We start from the raw sequence: 18,047 nt of genomic DNA, 5'->3' as shown, positions 1-18,047 counted from the left end.
GCGTCACCGTGTCCTCCTCCGGGGTGAGGTCGATGCTGCGGTGGGCCGCCGGGGGGGCGGGCAGGCCGGCGGGGGCTATGGCGGGCTCCGTCGGGGCGGGCGGGAGGGTGGCGGCGGCGGGTTCGAGCTGGCGGGCGGCGCGGTGGCGCCAGCCGCTGCCCGGCTGGCGGCCGATCGCCCGGCATCAGCGACCAGGCCGCGTACGTCTCGCGCGGGGCGCGCAGCCAGCGCACCACCCGGATCTGCGGCAGCGGGCGGGGCACCAGGCCCTGCTCGCGCAGGGCGGCGACCCGGGTCTGCTTCAGCGCCCGGTCGAACAGCACGGCCGCCGAGAGCGACATCCCGGCGAAGAACTGCGGCGCCCCGTCGTGGGCGCCGCCGCGCGGGGCGTGCACCCAGTTGAACCAGGCGGACGCGGCGGCGAACAGCCACACCAGCAGGCGGGAGCCGAGCGCCGCGTCGCCGTGGCTGGCCTCGCGGACGGCGAGCACCGAGCAGAACATCGCCGCGCCGTCCAGGCCGAACGGGACGAGGTACTCCCAGCCGCCGGAGAGCCCGAGGTTCTGGACGCCGAAGCCGACCAGCCCGTGGAAGGAGAGGGCCGCGGCCACGCCGGCGCAGCAGAAGAGCAGCAGGTAGGAGGCGCCGCCGTAGAGGGATTCGGTGCGGCGGCGGCGTTCCTCGGCGCGCTCCCAGGAGGAGTCCGCACCGCTGTTGGCGGGGGCGGAGCCGGTGGTGCGGCTGCGGGCGAAGGCCAGCAGTGCGACGGCGACCACCAGGGCGGCCGTACCGGCGACGGCCCAGCCAAGCGGTATGTCCGACAGTCTCATGACCTGATCAAGCCTCGCTTTCCGCATCGTGATGGCGGGGACCATCATGGCGGAGAAAATCGGCGATCAAGGCGGGATCGGGGCCATTACCCCGATAGGGGGGAATTTCCGCCGGGATATCCCCCAGAAATGAATTATTGTCAGATCTATTTGGCGCGCGGGCAGCTGACGCAGAGTTCGGCCGGGCGCACCGTGTAGTACAGGCAGCAGCTGACCCTGGTCCTGGCCAGGCCGCCGTCCCCGGCGCGGAAGCCCGGGGTGCCGACGAACGGGGCGGCCGCCGCGTCCCCGGTCAGCAGCGCCTCCAGCGCGGCCACCGCCGCGGGCTCCTCGCCCAGCAGGCCCGCCGCGTACCAGAGGCCGTCCACCACGTCGTCGGTGACCAGCGCCCACAGGGTGCGCGGGCCGCGCCGGACCAGGGGGCGGAAGGAGGCGAGGACCGGCGCGAAGTGCTCGGCGAGCGCGGTGCGCAGGGCGGCGTCGAGCGCCGGGCGGTCCGGGACCACCCGCGCGCCGGGGCGGCCGGCCGCCGGGTCGTCGGGCAGGCAGTGGAAGCCGGCCGGACGGGCGGTCAGCTCCCCGGTGGTGCGGTTGATCGAGACCCGGGACGGCGGCAGCAGCGGGACCCGGCGCTCCAGCAGCCAGGGCAGCGTGAAGGCCAGCGCGACCGGCCAGGCGTAGCGGTGCAGGCTGAACCCGGCGGTGACGTCCGGGCGGGCCGGGGCGCCGTACAGGTCGAGGCCGAGCCGCTCGTCGAAGGCGACCATCGCCGCCAGCGCGGCCGGCTCCCCGGCCAGCGCCGCGGCGGTGGTCCAGCCCGGGCCGGTGCGCGGGGCCGCGTGGTGGATCCGCAGGTCCGGGAAGGCCCGGCCCAGCCGCAGCCAACTGCCCCGGCAGGGAAGGGAGTCGAGGGACGGGGGGCACTGCTCGACCTGGTGGGCGGTCACGCGGGCTCCCTGGTGGTGCTCCCGGGGGCGGGCCCGGGCACGGCGAGGTGGACCTGCCCGGGCTGCTGCTCGGCCCGGGCAGGTAAGGCTCACCTTAGCTGATGTCGTGCCGCAGATCGCGCGGTGCGCCGCCGTCCGGGGGACCCGGCTGCGCCGGGACCTGCGCCAACCGCCTCGCCAGCCACACCGGCACCCCGCCCAGCGCCTGCACCAGCCGGGCCGCCTCCGCCCGCAGCCGCTCCGCCTCGGCCGGCTCCGACACCTCCGCCAGCGAGGCCAGCGCCGGCGCCACCCCCACCGTGAAACCCAGCTCCTCGCGCAGCCGCAGCGAGGCCGCGAACCCCGCCTGGGCCCGCTCCCGGTCGCCCGCCGCCTGCGCCAGCCCCGCCAGGTGCCGCCAGGTCGAGGACCGCAGCAGCTCGTCCCCGCGCTCCCGGGCCCCCTCGTGCGCCCGGGCGTACGCGCTGTGCGCCGCCGCCGGGTCGTGCAGCAGGTTCTCCGCCACCAGCCCGCGCCGGAAGTCCAGCAGCGGACGGCCCGCCGCCCGCGGCGCCAGCAGCGCCGACGTCCGCCCCAGCGCCGCCTGCGCCTCGTCCAGCCGGTCCCGGCGGCCCAGCACGCTCGCCACGTACGCCAGGAACCCCCGGGCGCAGGACGCCGCCGCCCGCGCCTCGATGCCCGCCACCGACGCCTCCGCCTGGCGCAGCGCGTCCTCCGCCCGCTCCCAGTGGTCCGCGGTGAACAGGCACTGCTCGATCAGCAGCTCGGCCCGCTGGAGCGCCGCGGCCGGGTCCCGCCCGGCCTGCGGGCGCAGCAGGTCGGCCGCGTCCTGCCAGCAGCCGCGCGATCTCAGCCGCCAGACGACGTCCGCCATGCCCCCCGGGGCAGTCCCGTGCACCGACAACGCCACCTCCTTGTGCGCGCCATGCAGCGACCCGCCGGCCCTCCCCAAGGGCCCGCGTCGTGGCGGCAATTCAACACGCGCGGGAGCTTGTGCACCAGATCACGAGCGCGAGGAAATCCGGAACGGCCCGATCCGGACGGTGCGCGGCCGACGCGGCGTCAGGGCGCCGGGACGGTCCCGGACAGCAGGCGTCGGAGGGTGTCAGGAGGCGGTGGCGGCCCCGGTCAGGACGTCCAGCCGGTCTCCATCAGGGCCTCCGCGGCGCCGTTCGACGGCTGCGGGATGCCCGCCGCGTCCAGCGTGAACAGCGCGACCAGCAGCTGCTCGCCGCGCACCACGCTCTGCCGGGAGTAGCCGGAGACGGTGAACATGGCGGCCGCGACGTCCTCGCTGTGCAGGGTCTCCAGCCACAGGCACTCCACCGCCTTGACGTCGGCCGGCTCGGTCCAGGTGTCCACCTGGGCCACGATCCGGCCGCCCAGCAGGGTGGTCGAGTCCCGCTCCTGGCCCGGCGTCAGCTCCAGATCGGCGAAACCCAGCCACTGCAGGTAGCGGGCCGCCGTCAGCACCGCGTCCTGCGGGGTGCTGACCGGCTGCGGACGGAACGGCGGACGCAGCGCCCGGGCCGGGCCCGAACCCGCGGCCGGCGGGTCCGGCAGCACGGACGGCGCGACCGGCGGCACCGCCGTCGTGTACGGGCGGGCGGTCTCCACCGGGCGGGCCGATCGCGGACCGGCGCCCTGCAGCCGCGGCGCCCGGTCCACCGGCAGCCGGACCGTCGCCCCGCAGTCGCAGGTGAACTCCGGCTGCGGCCACTGGTCGCTGCGCCCGCAGTGCGGGCAGCGCATGCTCAGCCAGGAGTCCTCCCAGGACCGGAACCGCACCTGCACCGGCACCCCGCCGCGCAGCAGCGGCACCCGCAGCTGCGCCCCGCACGGGCACGGCAGGCTCGGCGGCTCGTACCGGTGCTCGGCCCGGCAGGCCGGGCAGCGCAGGTGGCTCGCCCCCGACGGCGAACCGGGAGGGAAACCGGTCGGCCCCGGGGCGCGGGCGGCGTCGGCGGCGTCCTCGGGCAGCGGCATGGCGGTCACCGTCCGTTCGGATCGGGAGGTGGAGCTCGGCAGGCGGAGCTCGGGAGGGGTAGGACTCCATCCTGGCCGATCGGCGCCCCGCCCGGCACGGAATGAGGGATTCCTCCAGCGGAGTTGAGGTGGGGAAAAGGTGCGCGAACGGTCGCGCGCCGGGGGGCGCACGCGGCCGCCGCGGGTGCCGGGGGCGGAAGTTGACGGTGCGTCAGTCGAGGTGCCCGGCAGGGGGTCGGGCGCCGCGTCAGGCGATGCCCCAGCGGGGGAGGTCGGCCGGGGTGTCGAGGTCGTCCGGGACGGCCGCGTCCGTGCAGTCGACCAGGGCCACCGGGCGGGACGCCAGCAGGCGGCGGGCGCCCGCGTCGCCGGTGGCGGTGGCGCGGAGGAAGGGGAAGTGGGCGGCGCCGATCAGGACCGGGTGGGCCCGGCGGCCGGCGTAGGCGGCCGCGGCGAGGTCGGCGGGGCCGGTGTGGGCCGCGAGCAGGCGGCGGACCGCCTCCGGGGTGACGCCCGGGGTGTCCACCAGCAGGACCAGCGCCGCCGTCGTGCCCGGGGGCAGCGCGGCCAGGCCGGCGAGCAGCGAGGAGGCCATGCCGGTGGGCCAGTCGGGATTGTCGACGAGTCGACAGTCATCGGCAACGTCCACCCGGACCCGCACCTCGGCGGCCGCCGCGCCCAGCACCGCCACCGCCCCGGCGCAGCCGCCCGCCCGGGCCGTCGCCAGCGCGTGTTCCAGCAGCGGACGCCCCCGGTAGGGGAGGAGCGCCTTCGGACGCCCGCCCAGCCGGGACCCGCCGCCCGCCGCCAGCACCAGGGCCGGCACCCGCAGTTCCGCCATGCCCGCCAGTCTGCCCCCGACCCCCGCCCGGCCGCCTTGGACGATCCGACAGGCCGCACCGGCCCGGCCGCCGCCGCTCCCGGCCGTTCCGTCCCTGGACCGGCCCCCCGCCGCCCCCGTTCACTGGCCCCATGGCACCGCGCACCACTGACGCCCCCGCCGACGCCCCCGCACCGCTGGTCGACCGGTACGGCCGGGTCCACACCGACCTGCGGATCTCGCTCACCGACCGGTGCAACCTGCGCTGCACCTACTGCATGCCCGCCGAAGGGCTCGACTGGCTGCCGCGCGACCAGACCCTCGACGACGACGAACTGCTGCGCCTGGCCGGCATCGCCGTCCACCGCCTCGGCATCCGCACCCTGCGGCTGACCGGCGGCGAACCGCTGCTGCGCCGCGGCCTGCCCGACCTGGTGGCCCGGCTGGCCGGCCTCGGCGCCGAACTCTCGCTCACCACCAACGGCATCGGACTCGCCCGGCGGGCAACGGAGTTGAAGCAGGCCGGACTGCACCGGGTGAACGTCAGCCTGGACACCCTGCGCCCCGAGCGGTACGCGGCGCTCACCCGCCGCGACCGGCTCCCCGACGTGCTGGCCGGGCTGGCCGCCGCCCGGGCCGCCGGGCTGGCGCCGGTGAAGGTCAACGCGGTGCCGGTGCGCGGCGTCAACGAGGACGAACTCGTCGACCTGGTCGAGTTCGCCGTCGACGGCGGCTACCGGATGCGGTTCATCGAATCGATGCCGCTGGACGCCCAGGGCGCCTGGGACCGCGCCGCGATGGTCACCGCCGACGAGATCCTCGACGTCCTCGCCGCCCGCTGGCGCCTCGTCCCGGTCGGCCGGCACGGCAACGCGCCCGCCGAGGAGTGGCGGCTGGCCGGCACCGACCACGTGGTCGGCGTGATCGCCTCCGTCACCCGCCCGTTCTGCGGCGGCTGCGACCGGGTCCGGCTCACCGCCGACGGCCAGCTGCGCAACTGCCTGTTCGCCACCGAGGAGTCCGACCTGCGGGCCCTGCTGCGCGGCGGCGCCGACGACGCCCGGATCGAACGGGCCTGGCGGGACTGCGTCGCCCGCAAGGCGCCCGGGCACCGGATCGGCGACGCGGGCTTCGTCCGGCCGGACCGGCCGATGTCGGCGATCGGCGGCTGAAGGCGGGGGAGGGGGGCGGTGGGCGGCGTGCGTCCCGCTGGCGGGTGCGGGGCGACGGCCGGAATTCCGGCTGACGCCGGGCGGGCGGCGGGCCAGGATGTCCGGGTGCCGTCCTGACGAGTGAGAGGCAGCCCGCATGCCGCACCACCATCCCGCACCACAGCCGACCGAGTCGACGACCGAGCTGACGGCCGAACTGGTGGTGGACGCCGCCGTCCCCGTGGCACCGGCCCTCTCGCCGGACGGCCGCCTGGTCGCCTACGCGGTGGTCGGCACCGGCGGCGACGGGCGTCCGCGCGCCTCCCTCTGGGTCGCGGCCGCCGACGGCGGCACGCCGCCGCGCAGGCTGGCCGACGGCACGGCCCCGGGCCCCGCCCCGAAGTGGGCGCCGGACTCGTCCGCCGTCCTCTTCACCGCCGACCACGAGGAGTCGGGCACCACCCGGCTCCAGCGGGTCCGCCCGGACGGCGGCGGGCAGGCCGTCGGGCCGGAGGTCCTGGCCGGGTGGCGCGGCGGCGTCGCCGACCACTGCCCGCTCCTCGACGGCCGCACCGTCGCCCTGCTCGCCGAGGACGAACCCACCGCCGAGGACGAGCGCCGCGCGGCCGAGCGCGACGACGCCAAGGTCTGGGGCCGGCACCTCCCCGTCGCCCGGCTGCGCCTGCTCGACCTGGAGAGCGGCGGGCTGCGCACGGTGGCCGGCCTCGGCGACCGGCACGTGGTCGGGCTGGCCCAGCGCCCGGACGGTGGCCCGCTGGCGGTGCTGAGCCGGCCCACCCCCGAGGTCGACCCCGGGGCCGGGACGGCGGAACTGCACCTGGTCGACCCGGAGTCGGGGACCGTGCACGACCTGGGGCCGGTCGGGTCCGAGGCGAGCTCCCCGGTCTGGTGGCAGCGGGGCGGCGCCTGGCACCTGGCCCACCTGGCGGTGACCCCCGGGCACCTGGTCGGCGGGCTCGCCGTGCTCGACACCGTGCCGCCGGCGACCGGACCGGCCACCGGCCACCGCAACCTCACCGAGGGCCTGCCGGTCTGCCCGGCCGAGCTGGTGCAGGTCGCGGACGGCCCCCCGCTCGCGCTGTTCGCCGAAGGGCTGGACACCGCGCTGCACCGGCTCGACCCGGGGCCGCTGCGGTTCCGCCGAATGTCCTCGGCCCCCGGCCTGCTGGCCGGCCTCACCGCGAGCCGCTCCGGGGACACCGTCGCCCTGCTGGCGAGCACCGCGTACGAGCCCGGGAACGTCCACGCCGGACCGGCCGGCGGCGCGCTGGTCCGGCTCAGTGACACCCGCCCGGAACTGCGCGGGATCCGCTGGGGCGTCCAGGAGCGCCTGGGCTACCGGGCCCCCGACGGGCCGGAGTTGGACGGCCTGCTGGTGCTGCCGGCCGGCCGGACCCGGGCGGACGGCCCGTTCCCGCTGGTCACCCTGGTCCACGGCGGCCCCTACGCCCGCTCCGCCGACGCGTTCGCCCTCACCGTGGTCGACTGCGGCCAGTGGCTGGCGACCGCCGGGTACGCGGTCTTCCTGCCCAACCCCCGGGGCGGCTCGGGGCACGGCCACGCGTTCGCCGCCACGGCCGCGGGCGCGGTCGGCGGCGACGAGTGGTCCGACGTCCTCGCCGGGATCGACCTGCTGGTGGCGCAGGGCGTCGCCGACCCGCAGCGGCTGGGGATCTCCGGCTGGAGCCACGGCGGCTTCCTGGCGGCCTGGGCGGTCGCCCGCTCGGACCGGTTCAGGGCCGCCCTGGTGGGCGCGGGCATCAGCGACTGGGGCCTGCAGGCCGGGACCGGCGACTGGGGGACGCTCGACGCGGCGCTCGGCGGCAGCACCGGGTGGGACGGCCCCGGACCGCACCCGCACGACCGGAACAGCCCGATCTCGTACGCCGCCGCGATCCGCACCCCGGTCCTGATCCTGCACGGCGAACAGGACACCAACGTCCCGCTCGGCCAGGCGGTCCACCTGCACCGCGCCCTGCGCCACTTCGGGGTCGAGCACGAGCTCGTCGTCTACCCCCGCGAGGGCCACGGCCTGGAGGAGCGCGCCCACCGGCTCGACGCCCTGCGGCGGATCCGGGCCTGGTTCGACCGCCGGCTGTAGACCGGGCCGGGACGGGGGCCGGGGGGCTGCTGTCGCCGGGCCGGCAGCCGGGCGTAGGGTGCCCGGACGGGCCCCGGTGTCGGACCGGCGGGGCCGCAGGACGGGGGTGGGCGGCATGACGGGGGCCTGGGACGGTGCGGGGCTGCCGCCGGTGGCGGCGGCGCGGGTCGCCGAGGGGCGGGACGGCGGGACGTGGTCGTCGGCGCTGTCCACGGGCGAGTTCGCCGCGATCAGGTCGGTCGGGTTCGAGCCGGTCGGCCAGGTGATGGGGTCGGCGGTCTACCGGGTCGGCCGCAGCGGCCAGTACTGGGGGTACCACGCCTGCGGCTACCGCAGCGGGTGGTTCAACGGCGGCAACCCCGCGCCCGTCGCCCTGTCCGGGCAGGGCGCGCCCTCCGCCGCCCTGGTGCAGGTGCTGGACGACGCCCGGCGCGCCGCACTGGGCCGGATGACCGCCGAGTGCACCGCGCTCGGCGGGGACGGCGTGGTGGCGGCCCGGCTGACGATGGCTCCGTTCCCGGCCGCGCCGCACTGCCTGGAGTTCAAGGTGATCGGCACCGCGGTCCGCGCCGCGGGGAACGTCCGCCCGTACCGCCCCTTCACCTCGCACCTGGACGGCGCGGGCTTCGCCAAACTGATCACCGCGGGCTGGGTGCCGGTCGGCCTGCTGGTCGGCATGTCGGTCGGGGTGCGCCACGACGACTACCGGACCGGCCTGCAGCGGTTCTCCTGGTCCAACCAGGAGGTGGACGGCTGGACCGACCTGGTCCGGCAGGTCCGGGCCGACGCCCGGGCCCAGCTGCGCCGGCAGGCGGCCCGCTGCGGCGGCCGGGGCGTGATCCTCGCCGACCACGGCCTGCGGGTCTGGGAGGAGCCCTGCCTGGCCAGGGACAAGCAGACCGACCACATCACCGAGAGCACCCTGGTCGGCACCGCCGTCGTCCGCTTCGCCACCGCCCCCGCCCGGCCGCGCACCCTCACCGTCATGCCGCTGAACGGCGACGGCGACCGGCTGCGCCGCCGCCTCGCCCAGGCGGCCCGCCGGTAGCGGCGGACCCCCACCGGACCGCACGCCACACCGGCGCCGTACACCGCGCACCAGCGCTGCACGCCATACCGGCGCCTGACACCGCACCAGCGCCGCACGTCACATCAGCACAGCCATGGGGAGACTGACCGGATGAACACCTTCGATCCCACCGCGCAGGGCGTGCCGGCCGACGCGATGCGGCGGCTCGCCGAGTTGCAGCCCGGCAAGCCGGGCTCGATCTTCACCAGCGACCTGTCGGTCAACGAGTTCCTGCTGGTCCGGGAGGCCGGGTTCCGGCCGATCGGGCTGGTCCTGGGCAGTTCGATCTACCACGTCGGGATCCAGCTCGGCCGCTGGGGCAAGAACCAGGAGCTGGAGACGCTCAGCCAGGCCATGTACCACGCGCGCGAGTTGGCAATGGCCCGGATGGAGGCCGAGGCCGCGACCCTGGGCGCGGACGGGATCGTCGGCGTCCGGCTGAGCGTGGAGGCGCGGGACTTCGGCGCGGACATCGCCGAGTTCATCGCCATCGGCACCGCCGTCAAGGCCGACCACCCCGCGCCCGGCGGCACCGACTGGCGCAACAACAAGGGCCAGCCGTTCACCTCCGACCTCTCCGGCCAGGACTTCTGGACCCTGATCCGGGCCGGCTACGCGCCGCTCGGCATGACCATGGGCACCTGCGTCTACCACATCGCGCACCAGAAGATGAGTTCGGTCTTCTCCAACCTCGGCAAGAACGTGGAGATCGAGCCGTTCACCCAGGCCCTGTACGACGCCCGCGAGTTGGCGATGGCCCGGATGCAGGCCGAGGCCGAGGCGCTGGGCGCCGAGGGGATCGTCGGGGTGCAGCTCAACGCGCACAACCACCGCTGGGGCGGCCACACCACGGAGTTCTTCGCCATCGGCACCGCGGTCCGCCCGCTGCGCGAGGACCACGAGATCGAACGGCCCACCATGGTGCTGAGCCTGGACGGCTGAGGCCCGGACCGCCGCCGCGCCCCGGACCCGTAGGCTCGCTGCGGACAGCGCGGGCGCACCCGCCGACCGACCGCACCGAGGAGTGACATGACCGACGGCCAGCTCGAACCGGCCGCCCCGGACGAGGGCTCGATCGACCTGCTGACGGCCGCCCTCCGCCGGGACGCCGCCGACCTGGAGGCGTACACCCGGGTGCTGGCCGGCGCGCTCGCGGACGCCCTCCCGGCGGACGCGGTGACGGTCGGGCGCAGGCGCGGCCTGGCCGACCGGATGGCCGGGCGGCCCGGCCGGATCGAGCGGCTGGACGTCTCGACCGACGGGCAGCGGCTCAGCCTGACCGTCACCGGGGGGCGGGCGGCGGCCGAGGTGTGCCAGGTGGTGCGCGGCGTGGTGCTGTCGCGGCGGCCGGTGCCGCTCGACGAGTGGACCCGGGAGCTGGCCGCGGCCCTCACCGCCCGGGCCCGCTCCGACGCCCGTGCCCGGGAGGCGCTGGAACGGCTGCTGCTCGGCGACCGGTGACGGGGGCCGAGGGCTCGGCGGACGGGGCCGGTGACCGGTGATCTTCGGTCCGTGGCGGAGCGGGAACGGGTCGGGCGTGCGGCGGGACGATATTTGCCCGTTTTGTGAGGTGGGTCATGCTGCGGCCCGAACGGCTTGACCCGGCGGGGCGGGGCTGGTCTCCTGATGGGCCGTCAGAGTCGCCCAGCCGCAGAGGAACACCGTGCGCTCCCGCCGTACCGCCGCAGTCGCCGTCCTGTTGCTCGCCCCGTTGGCCCTCGCCGGGTGCACCAGTGCGAAGAAGGGGCCCTCGGGCGGTGCGGGCTCCGGCTCCGGGGCGGTGTCGCAGGGCACGAACCCGCTGCAGAACCCGGACGGCACCAAGCCCGGCCTGGCGCCCGTCACCGCCGACGCCGACAAGAAGGCCGGACGCGACCTGATCGCCCAGGTCAAGACGGCCGACCCGGGCCCGAAGACCGGCTACGACCGGGACCAGTTCGGACCGGCCTGGACGGACAACGTGGACGGCGTGCCGATGGGGCACAACAACTGCGGGACCAGGGACGACGTGCTGGCCCGCGACGGCAAGGGCGTCGAGCACAAGGACGGCTCCGCCTGCGTGGTCACCGCGATGACCATCTGGGATCCGTACACCGGCAAGACCGTGCAGTGGACCAAGCAGCAGCCGTCGAAGATCCAGATCGACCACGTGATGCCGCTGTCCTACGACTGGCAGCAGGGCGCCTCGCAGTGGGACAAGGCCAAGCGGGTGCAGATCGCCAACGACCCGCTCAACCTGATCCCCGCCGACGGCTCGCAGAACGCCTCGAAGGGCGACGCCGGCCCGGCGACCTGGCTGCCCGCCAACACCGAGATCCGCTGCTCGTACGCGATCCGCTGGGCGCAGGTGTCGCTGAAGTACCAACTGCCGGTGACGCCCGCCGACAAGAAGACCATGCTCGCGCTGTGCGGCGGCTGAGGCGGGGAGCCGGGCGCACCCGGAACGGCTGGTATTACTAGGACATGCAGGAAGAGATTGCACGCTCCGCGATCGACACGTTCATCTCCGCGTTCAACGCCTCGGACGACAGCTACGTGGCGGCCCTGCTCGCCCAGGCCCTGACCTCGGACGTGGTCTTCTGGGGGCCGCTGGGACGCAGCGAAGGGATCGCGGCGGTCGAGCGGTTCGTGCTGGACATCCGGCACCACCCGGCGGGGACCGGCACGATGGCGCGCTGCTCGGCGGTGGACGTGCCCGACGAGTGGGCCCGGTACCGGTGGGTCTTCACCACGCCGGACGGCGGCCCCCGCCTGGTGGGGACGGACGTGGTCCACCTGCGGCGGAGCCTCATCGACCAGGTCATCGTCTTCGCGGGGGAGATCGCACCGCTCGCCCCCTGAGCCGACGGCCCGAGGCCGTCCGGGCTCCCCGGGGGCGGGGAGTCCGGACGGCCTCGGGGGCTTTCCGGGTCGGGCGCGCCGGTCTCCGGTCAGAGGCCGGGGGACTTGGGCGCCGCGGTCAGGTCGTACAGGGTGGTGCTGCCGACGGTCTTGGCGGTGTAGGTGGACTCCACCCAGGAGGTGATCTCCGAGGAGTAGTTGGAGCCGCCCATGCTGCCGCCGCCCATGCCGCCGAAGCCGCCGCCGCCGATGAACCAGTGCACCTTGCCCTCCTTGACCAGCTGCTTGAAGCCGTCCAGGGAGAGCGACGGGTCGCTGCCGTTGAAGCCGCCCAGCGCCATCACCGGCTCGCCGCTGGCGAGTTGGTAGCTGGCCTGGTTCTGCGAGCCGACGGCGGCCGCGACCCAGGTGTACTTGCCGGCGTCCTGCTTGAGCAGGTCGGCCACCTCGGAGGAGACCCGGGCGCCGTTCAGCAGGCCGCCCATGCCGCCACCGCCCATGCCGCCACCGAAGCCGCCGCGGCCGGTGCGGCCGTCCCGGCTCTCGCCGGTGCTGCCGGTGCCGGTGCCGCCGGGGAAGCCCGGGAAGGTGCCGGTGCTGCCGGTGCCGGTGCCGTTCCGGGTGCCGCCGGGGAAGTTCGGCATGCCGCCGCCGTTGGTGCCGCCGGTGCCGGTGCCGCCGCCGGGGAAGCCCGGGAAGGCGCCGTTCTGGCCGCCGTTGCGGTTGCCGCCGGGGAAGCCGCCTGCGCCGCCCGGGAAGCCGCCCCGGCCGCCGAAGTCGCCGCTCCGGACGGCCGGTCCGGCGGTGACGATGGAGCCGCTGTGGCCGGTGGAGACGGTGTCGAGGGCGTACGCGGCCGGGCCGGCCAGGCCGGCGGCCAGCGCGGTGAGGCCCGCGACGGTGGCGATCCGGCGGCCGGGGCGGCCGGGGATGCGGCCGGCCAGCAGCAGGGCGATCGCGGCCAGGACGCCGCCGATCAGCACCGCGTTCCGCAGCCAGGGCACGAACTGCGAGCTGCGGCCCAGCAGTTGGTGCGCCCACCAGGCGGTGACGGCGACCGTGACGGCCAGCACGGCCGCGTACGGGAGGCGGTGGCGGGCCCGCCACAGGCCGTCGGCGCCCATGCCGACCAGGGCGGCGACCGCCGGGACGAGGGCCACCGTGTAGTACTGGTGGAAGATGCCGGACATGAAGCTGAAGGTCAGCGCGGTGGAGAGCAGCCAGCCGCCCCAGACCAGGAAGCCGATCCGGGCCGAGTCGGTGCGTGGGTGACGGCGGGTCGCCCACAGGCCGAAGAGCAGCAGGATCAGCGCGGCGGGCATCAGCCAGGCGATCTGCCCGCCGATGTCGCCGTCGAACAGCCGGGTGATGCCGGTGGAACCCCACATGCCACCGCCACCGCCGCCCGCCCGGCCGCCACCGCCGCCGCCGACCGAGCCGGTCTCGTCGCCGGTGATCCGGCCGAAGCCGTTGTAGCCGAAGGTCAGCGAGAGGAAGGAGTTGTCCTGCGAGCCGCCGATGTACGGGCGGGCCGAGGCCGGCATCAGCTCGACGATCGCCACCCACCAGCCGCCGGCCGCCACCATGGCGAGGGTGCCGTACAGCAGTTGGAGGAAGCGGCGGCCCGGGCCGGTGGGCGCGCAGACCAGGTAGACCAGGGCGAACGCGGGCAGCACCAGGAACGCCTGCAGGGTCTTGGCGAGGAAGCCCAGGCCGAACATCACGCCGACGAACACCAGCCAGCGGGTGGAGGCCGTCTCGGTGGCCCGGACGGTGCCGTACGCGGCCAGCGTGAGCAGCAGCACCAGCAGGGCGTCCGGGTTGTTGAAGCGGAACATCAGCGCCGCGACCGGGGTGAGCGCCAGCGCGGCGCCCGCGACCAGGCCGGCCAGCGGGGTGAAGCGGCGGCGCACCGTCGCGTACACGGTGGCGACCGTGCCGACGCCCATCAGCACCTGCGGGGCCAGCACGCTGAACGAGCTGAGGCCGAACAGGCGGGCGGAGAGCGCCATCGGCCACAGCGACAGCGGCGGCTTGTCGACGGTGATGAAGTTCGCCGAGTCCGAGGAGCCGAAGAACATCGCCTTCCAGCTGACCGAGCCGGCCTGTACGGCGGCCGAGTAGAAGGCGTTCGCCCAGCCGGAGGCGGTCAGGTTCCAGAAGTACAGGACGGCCGTCGCCAGCAGCAGGCCGAGGAACGCCGGACGCACCCACCGCGGGTCGTCCGGGCGTCCGCGCCAGGTGCGGGCGGGCAGGGTGCGCAGCCGGCCGGCCCAGGAGGACCGGCCCTTCGGGCCGGCGGGGGGCAGCGCGACGGGCGGGAACAGCGTCTCAGCGGGCCGCTCGCGTTCGGTCCCGGCGGGCGGGAGCGGCGCCGCCTCGGGCCACGCGGTCGGCCCGGCTGCGGCGTCGGCCGCGACCGCCGGTGGCGGGTAGTTCGCGGCGTCGGGCCACGGCTCGCTGGTCGGAGGAACGGAACTGGACGTGGTCATGGGCAATACGCTCGGAGGCGAGGCTGAGAGGTTGATGAGAGGGGGCTATGAGGCCGCTCTAATCTCCGGGCGTACGGGTGGACCTGCGCTGCCGCGCGGGGTCTGACGCGGTGTCAGCCGGCCGCGGGGGCCGGGGTGGGCGGGGCGAGGCGGGTGCCGAGCCAGGTGAGGGCCGGGGGGATCTCGCGGGTCCAGGTGTGGAAGTTGTGGCCGCCGCTGTCCAGGGTGATGGTGGACACCCGGGTCGGGGCCTTGAACGCGGCGACCATCTGCTGGGTGGGCTGGTAGTTCTCCTCGTTGCGGCTGGTGGCCAGCAGCAGCGAGACCGGCGGGGCGGGGTGGTTGCGCAGCCGCCACAGCAGGTCGTTGTCCTGCTTGACCTGGTCGCTGCCGCCGAACAGGTCGCCGGTGGTGGGGTCGTTGTGCACCTCGTAGTAGCCGGACAGCGAGATCGCCGCGCGGTACGCGTCGGGCTTGCGCACCGCGAACTTGACGGCGCAGTAGCCGCCGGTGGAGTCGCCGATCACGGCCCGCGACTCGGGCCGGTCGTCGACCCGGTAGGAGGCGGACATCGCCTTCGGCAGGTCCTCGGTGAAGAAGGTCTCCACCTGCGGGCCGTTCGGGACGTCCATGCACTCGGTGTCGCGGTTGCCGACCAGGGTGGGCCGCATCATCACCAGCACGGTGGGCGGCAGCTCCCTGGCCTCGATGGCCTTCAGGGTGGACGCCGGGTACTGCAGCAGCGAGATCAGCTTCTCCGGGGTGCCCGGGTAGCCGGACAGCGCCAGCACCATCGGGAAGCGGCTGTTCGCGTAGGCGGGCTGGAAGTACTGCGGCGGCAGGTAGACGTACGCGGGGGTGCCGGTCAGGCCGGTGCCGGTGCCGTGGATCTCCACCTTCTGGATCACCCCGGAGCGGTCCTGGGCGGAGCCCTGCGCGGAGTACATCTTCTGCTCGCCGGTCACCGAGACGGCCTTGCCGCCGGGCTGGTGGTCGACCACGGTGCCGGGGCTGCCGTCCAGGCCGAGCAGGTCGCTCCAGGTCGAGTAGAAGCCGAAGTACGAGTTGGCGACCAGCCCCATGGCGACCAGCACCGCGACCTGGGTGCCGAGGAACGCCCCGATCCGGCCGAGCCAGGACCGCCAGCCCCGCCCGCCGAGCCGGGGCCACAGCCACATGGTGGCGGCGAACGCGGCGACGGCCGCCACGACGGCGATGATCTGCAGCGGGAGTCCGGTCAGGCTGGGCACCCGATGATCGTAAGGTACGCCTTCACGAAGCTCACAGTCGGCTCCCAGCAGGTTCACGGTTTGGCCAAGGCGGCCCCAAGCACACCCCAACCCGCCTGCGGTGCGGGCCCGGGACGGGCGGCGGCCCGCCGCACCCATGGGGAAGGTGCGGCGGGCCGCCGGTCCGGGGAGGGGTCAGCCCAGGCTGGTGGAGATGGTGTTGAGCAGGGTGGAGTTGTCGTCGTCGTTCTCCAGGGCGAAGGCGAACATGCCGCCCAGGCCCTTGTTCTTCGCGTACGCGGCGCGGGCCTGGATGGCCTTCGGGTCGTCGCCGGTCCAGAAGTTGGTGCCGTCGTAGACCCAGGTGCTCTCGGTCACCGGGTCCCAGTGGGTGTTCTGGGCGGTGAGGGCGAGCTCGCGCCAGCTGGCCAGGCCGGCCTCCTGGCTGCCGGGCTTGGCCGGGGTGGCGCCGGTGGCCTTCTGGTACAGGCCGTAGTTGTCACCGGCCTGGACGCCGGTCCAGCCGCGGAAGTAGAACGGGATGCCGAGGATGATCTTGTTGGACGGGAAGCCGCCCTTGATCCCGTACTCCGGCAGGCCGGTGGTGTACGCGGCCAGCGTGGTGTCCACGTTGTACTTGGCGGTGCCGGGGGCGATCGGCGTGGTCGGGTCGGCCGGGCTGTCGTGCAGCGGGTCCTGGAGGTTGGTCGGACCGGTGGCGTCCCACGAGCCGTGCATGTCGTACGTCATGATGTCGGCGTAGTCCAGGTACTTCCCGATCTGGTCGGTCTCGATGTACTGGATCTTGTCCTGGCCGGACGGCAGCGCCGCGGTGAGCAGGAACTTCTTGCCGACGCTCGCGCCGTACGAGTCGAGCTGGCTGCGGAACTCGGCGAGCAGCGCGGTGAAGTTCTGCTTGTCGGCCGCGGAGTAGTGGTTGCCGGTGTGGCCGCCGGCCGAGCCCGGGTACTCCCAGTCGATGTCGATGCCGTCGAAGATGCCCGCGCCGGTGGCCGCGCCGCCGGAGGCGTCACCCGCCACGCCCGTCGGCAGGTTGCCCTTGAGGAACATGTCGATGCAGGAGGAGACCAGCTTCTTGCGCGAGGCGTCGGTGGCCGCCGCGTCGGAGAAGTACTTGGAGTACGTCCAACCGCCCAGCGAGAGGGTGACCCGCAGGTTGGGGTTCTTCGCCTTGAGCTGGCGCAGCTGGTTGAAGTTGCCCTTCAGCGGCTGCTGCCAGTCGTCGGCCGAGCCGTCGACCGAGATGGCGTTCGAGTAGTCCATCTGGTAGTCGGCGTACGCGTCGGCCGCGCCGTCGCCCGCGTTCGGGTTGTCCTCGTGGCTGGCGTCGGACGCCTTGACGGCCTCGAAGCAGTTGAGGTTGGTCGGGTGGATGTTCTCGAACGCGTAGGAGATCACGTCGAGCTTGCCGGCCGCGCCCGAGGTGTCCACGTTCTTCGGGTAGTAGGCGGCGTCGTAGACCGACCACTGGTCGAAGTAGGCCGACTTGAGCGGCTTGGCGGCGGGCGCGGCGGAGGTGGTGGCGCTCACCGCGGCGGACTGCTGGGAGGCGTGCCCGGCCTTGTCGTACGCCTGCACGGTGAAGGTGTACGAGGTGCCCGGCAGCAGCGAGGAGACCGCGACGGTGGTGCCCATCGAGGTGCCGACCAGCTGGCCCTTCGACCACACCTTGTAGCCGACGTAGTTGTCGGTGGAGTCGGTGGAGGCGTTCCACTTCAGCACCACGGCGTTCGAGGTGGCCTTGGTGACCGCCACCCCGCCCGGCACGGTGATCTTGCCGTCGCCCGAGGGGCCGTTGCCGGTGCCCGAGCTGGAGCTCGCGGACGGCGACGGGGAGGTGGAGTTGGACGGGCTGGGGGAGGTGGAGTTGGACGGGCTGGGGGAGGCCGAGGTCGAGCCGGACGGGCTCGGGGAGGCGCTGGTGCCGGTGCTGGTGGAGGGGGACGGGCTGGAGCTGCCGCCGCCGTCCGGGCCGGTCAGGGTCAGGTCGTCCGCCTGGTAGGCGCCGGTGCCGTACCAGCCGTGGGTGAACACCGTCACCGAGGTGGTCGACGCGCCCGTGGTGAAGGTGGTGCTCAGCTGGGTGTAGTTGGTGGCGCCGGGCGTCCAGGTGGAGGCGTTGACGCCGGTGCCGGTGGCGCCCAGGTACACGTAGCTGCCCTTGAGGAAGCCGGAGAGGGTGTACTTGGTGTTCGGCTGGACGGTGACGGTCTGCTGGCACTGGCCGGTGTCCGCGGCGGTGGCGTTGCCGTTCAGGGCGTAGGAGCCGCCGTGCACGGGGGTGGTGACCACCGAGCCGCTGGTGCAGGTCCAGCCGCTCAGCGTGCCGGACTCGAAGTCGCCGTTGGCGAGCAGGTTGACGGTGGCCGCCGAGGCGGAACCGAGCGAGAGCGCGAGCGCGGTGGAGCCGACCGTCATCGCGGCGGCCACCACCAGGGCGCCGGCGCGGCGGCGGGAGGGGGCCCGGCGCGGGGTCGGTTCGGTGGTGGGCGTGGCCCGTTCAAGCATGGAGGAACCTCCGGAGAAGTGGGGTTGTCCG

15 protein-coding genes are annotated in these 18,047 nt (G+C 74.9%); 7 read left to right on the top strand and 8 right to left on the bottom strand.

All coding sequences use genetic code 11. The features are described 5' to 3' along the window. The 5 genes from IH44_RS0122735 to IH44_RS0122715 all read right to left on the bottom strand — a co-directional run. Positions 1-830, bottom strand: an 830-nt coding sequence (locus IH44_RS0122735) for a DUF2637 domain-containing protein (RefSeq protein ID WP_081967052.1), incomplete at its 3' end; no start/stop codon positions are given. Between the two features lie 146 nt (positions 831-976). Continuing rightward, positions 977-1,777: a (2Fe-2S)-binding protein gene (locus IH44_RS0122730; RefSeq protein WP_030461533.1), complete on the bottom strand. Its 801-nt coding sequence runs from the start codon at positions 1,775-1,777 to the stop codon at positions 977-979. Positions 1,778-1,871: 94 nt separating this feature from the next. After that, complete coding sequence (locus IH44_RS45555; protein ID WP_051817195.1) at positions 1,872-2,651, bottom strand: hypothetical protein; 780 nt, start codon at positions 2,649-2,651, stop codon at positions 1,872-1,874. Between the two features lie 254 nt (positions 2,652-2,905). After that, a complete protein-coding gene (locus tag IH44_RS0122720) occupies positions 2,906-3,763 on the bottom strand; it encodes a hypothetical protein (protein WP_232795049.1) in 858 nt (285 codons plus the stop codon). 247 nt (positions 3,764-4,010) lie between these two features. Next, on the bottom strand, positions 4,011-4,604 hold the full coding sequence (locus IH44_RS0122715) for an NTP transferase domain-containing protein (protein WP_030461530.1): 594 nt from the start codon (positions 4,602-4,604) through the stop codon (positions 4,011-4,013). A gap of 131 nt (positions 4,605-4,735) precedes the next feature. Between IH44_RS0122715 and moaA the strand changes: the two genes are divergently transcribed. The 7 genes from moaA (at position 4,736) to IH44_RS0122680 (ending at position 11,766) form a co-directional block, all read left to right on the top strand. Then, the gene (gene moaA, locus IH44_RS0122710; RefSeq protein WP_030461529.1) at positions 4,736-5,755 is read left to right on the top strand and encodes a GTP 3',8-cyclase MoaA; all 1,020 of its coding nucleotides are present in this window, start codon (positions 4,736-4,738) and stop codon (positions 5,753-5,755) included. A gap of 136 nt (positions 5,756-5,891) precedes the next feature. Beyond that, complete coding sequence (locus IH44_RS0122705) at positions 5,892-7,856, top strand: prolyl oligopeptidase family serine peptidase (protein WP_051817194.1); 1,965 nt, start codon at positions 5,892-5,894, stop codon at positions 7,854-7,856. 115 nt (positions 7,857-7,971) lie between these two features. Beyond that, positions 7,972-8,904 carry a heavy metal-binding domain-containing protein gene (locus IH44_RS0122700; RefSeq protein ID WP_051817193.1) on the top strand — a complete coding sequence of 311 codons (933 nt, stop codon included), beginning with the start codon at positions 7,972-7,974 and terminating at the stop codon, positions 8,902-8,904. A 132-nt stretch (positions 8,905-9,036) separates the two neighbouring features. Next, positions 9,037-9,867, top strand: a complete 831-nt coding sequence (locus tag IH44_RS0122695; RefSeq protein WP_030461526.1) for a heavy metal-binding domain-containing protein — start codon at positions 9,037-9,039, stop codon at positions 9,865-9,867. Positions 9,868-9,954: 87 nt separating this feature from the next. Next, a complete protein-coding gene (locus tag IH44_RS0122690; RefSeq protein WP_030461525.1) occupies positions 9,955-10,386 on the top strand; it encodes a hypothetical protein in 432 nt (143 codons plus the stop codon). 202 nt (positions 10,387-10,588) lie between these two features. Beyond that, positions 10,589-11,344: an HNH endonuclease family protein gene (locus IH44_RS0122685; RefSeq protein WP_030461524.1), complete on the top strand. Its 756-nt coding sequence runs from the start codon at positions 10,589-10,591 to the stop codon at positions 11,342-11,344. 44 nt (positions 11,345-11,388) lie between these two features. Then, positions 11,389-11,766 carry a nuclear transport factor 2 family protein gene (locus tag IH44_RS0122680; protein ID WP_030461523.1) on the top strand — a complete coding sequence of 126 codons (378 nt, stop codon included), beginning with the start codon at positions 11,389-11,391 and terminating at the stop codon, positions 11,764-11,766. Between the two features lie 89 nt (positions 11,767-11,855). On the opposite strand, the gene IH44_RS0122675 is transcribed toward IH44_RS0122680, so the two are convergent. From IH44_RS0122675 to IH44_RS0122665, 3 genes are all read right to left on the bottom strand, one after another. After that, positions 11,856-14,258, bottom strand: a complete 2,403-nt coding sequence (locus tag IH44_RS0122675; protein WP_030461522.1) for a glycosyltransferase family 39 protein — start codon at positions 14,256-14,258, stop codon at positions 11,856-11,858. A 113-nt stretch (positions 14,259-14,371) separates the two neighbouring features. Continuing rightward, positions 14,372-15,508 carry an esterase family protein gene (locus tag IH44_RS0122670; protein ID WP_030461521.1) on the bottom strand — a complete coding sequence of 379 codons (1,137 nt, stop codon included), beginning with the start codon at positions 15,506-15,508 and terminating at the stop codon, positions 14,372-14,374. A 174-nt stretch (positions 15,509-15,682) separates the two neighbouring features. Then, positions 15,683-18,016, bottom strand: a complete 2,334-nt coding sequence (locus IH44_RS0122665) for a glycosyl hydrolase family 18 protein (protein WP_030461520.1) — start codon at positions 18,014-18,016, stop codon at positions 15,683-15,685. Positions 18,017-18,047 lie beyond the last annotated feature (31 nt).

This window comes from Kitasatospora sp. NRRL B-11411, from assembly GCF_000721345.1.
GTDB classification, from domain to species: Bacteria; Actinomycetota; Actinomycetes; order Streptomycetales; family Streptomycetaceae; genus Kitasatospora; species Kitasatospora cineracea.
Note: the sequence above shows the minus strand (reverse complement) of the source record. Positions and strands in the feature narration are given on the sequence as shown.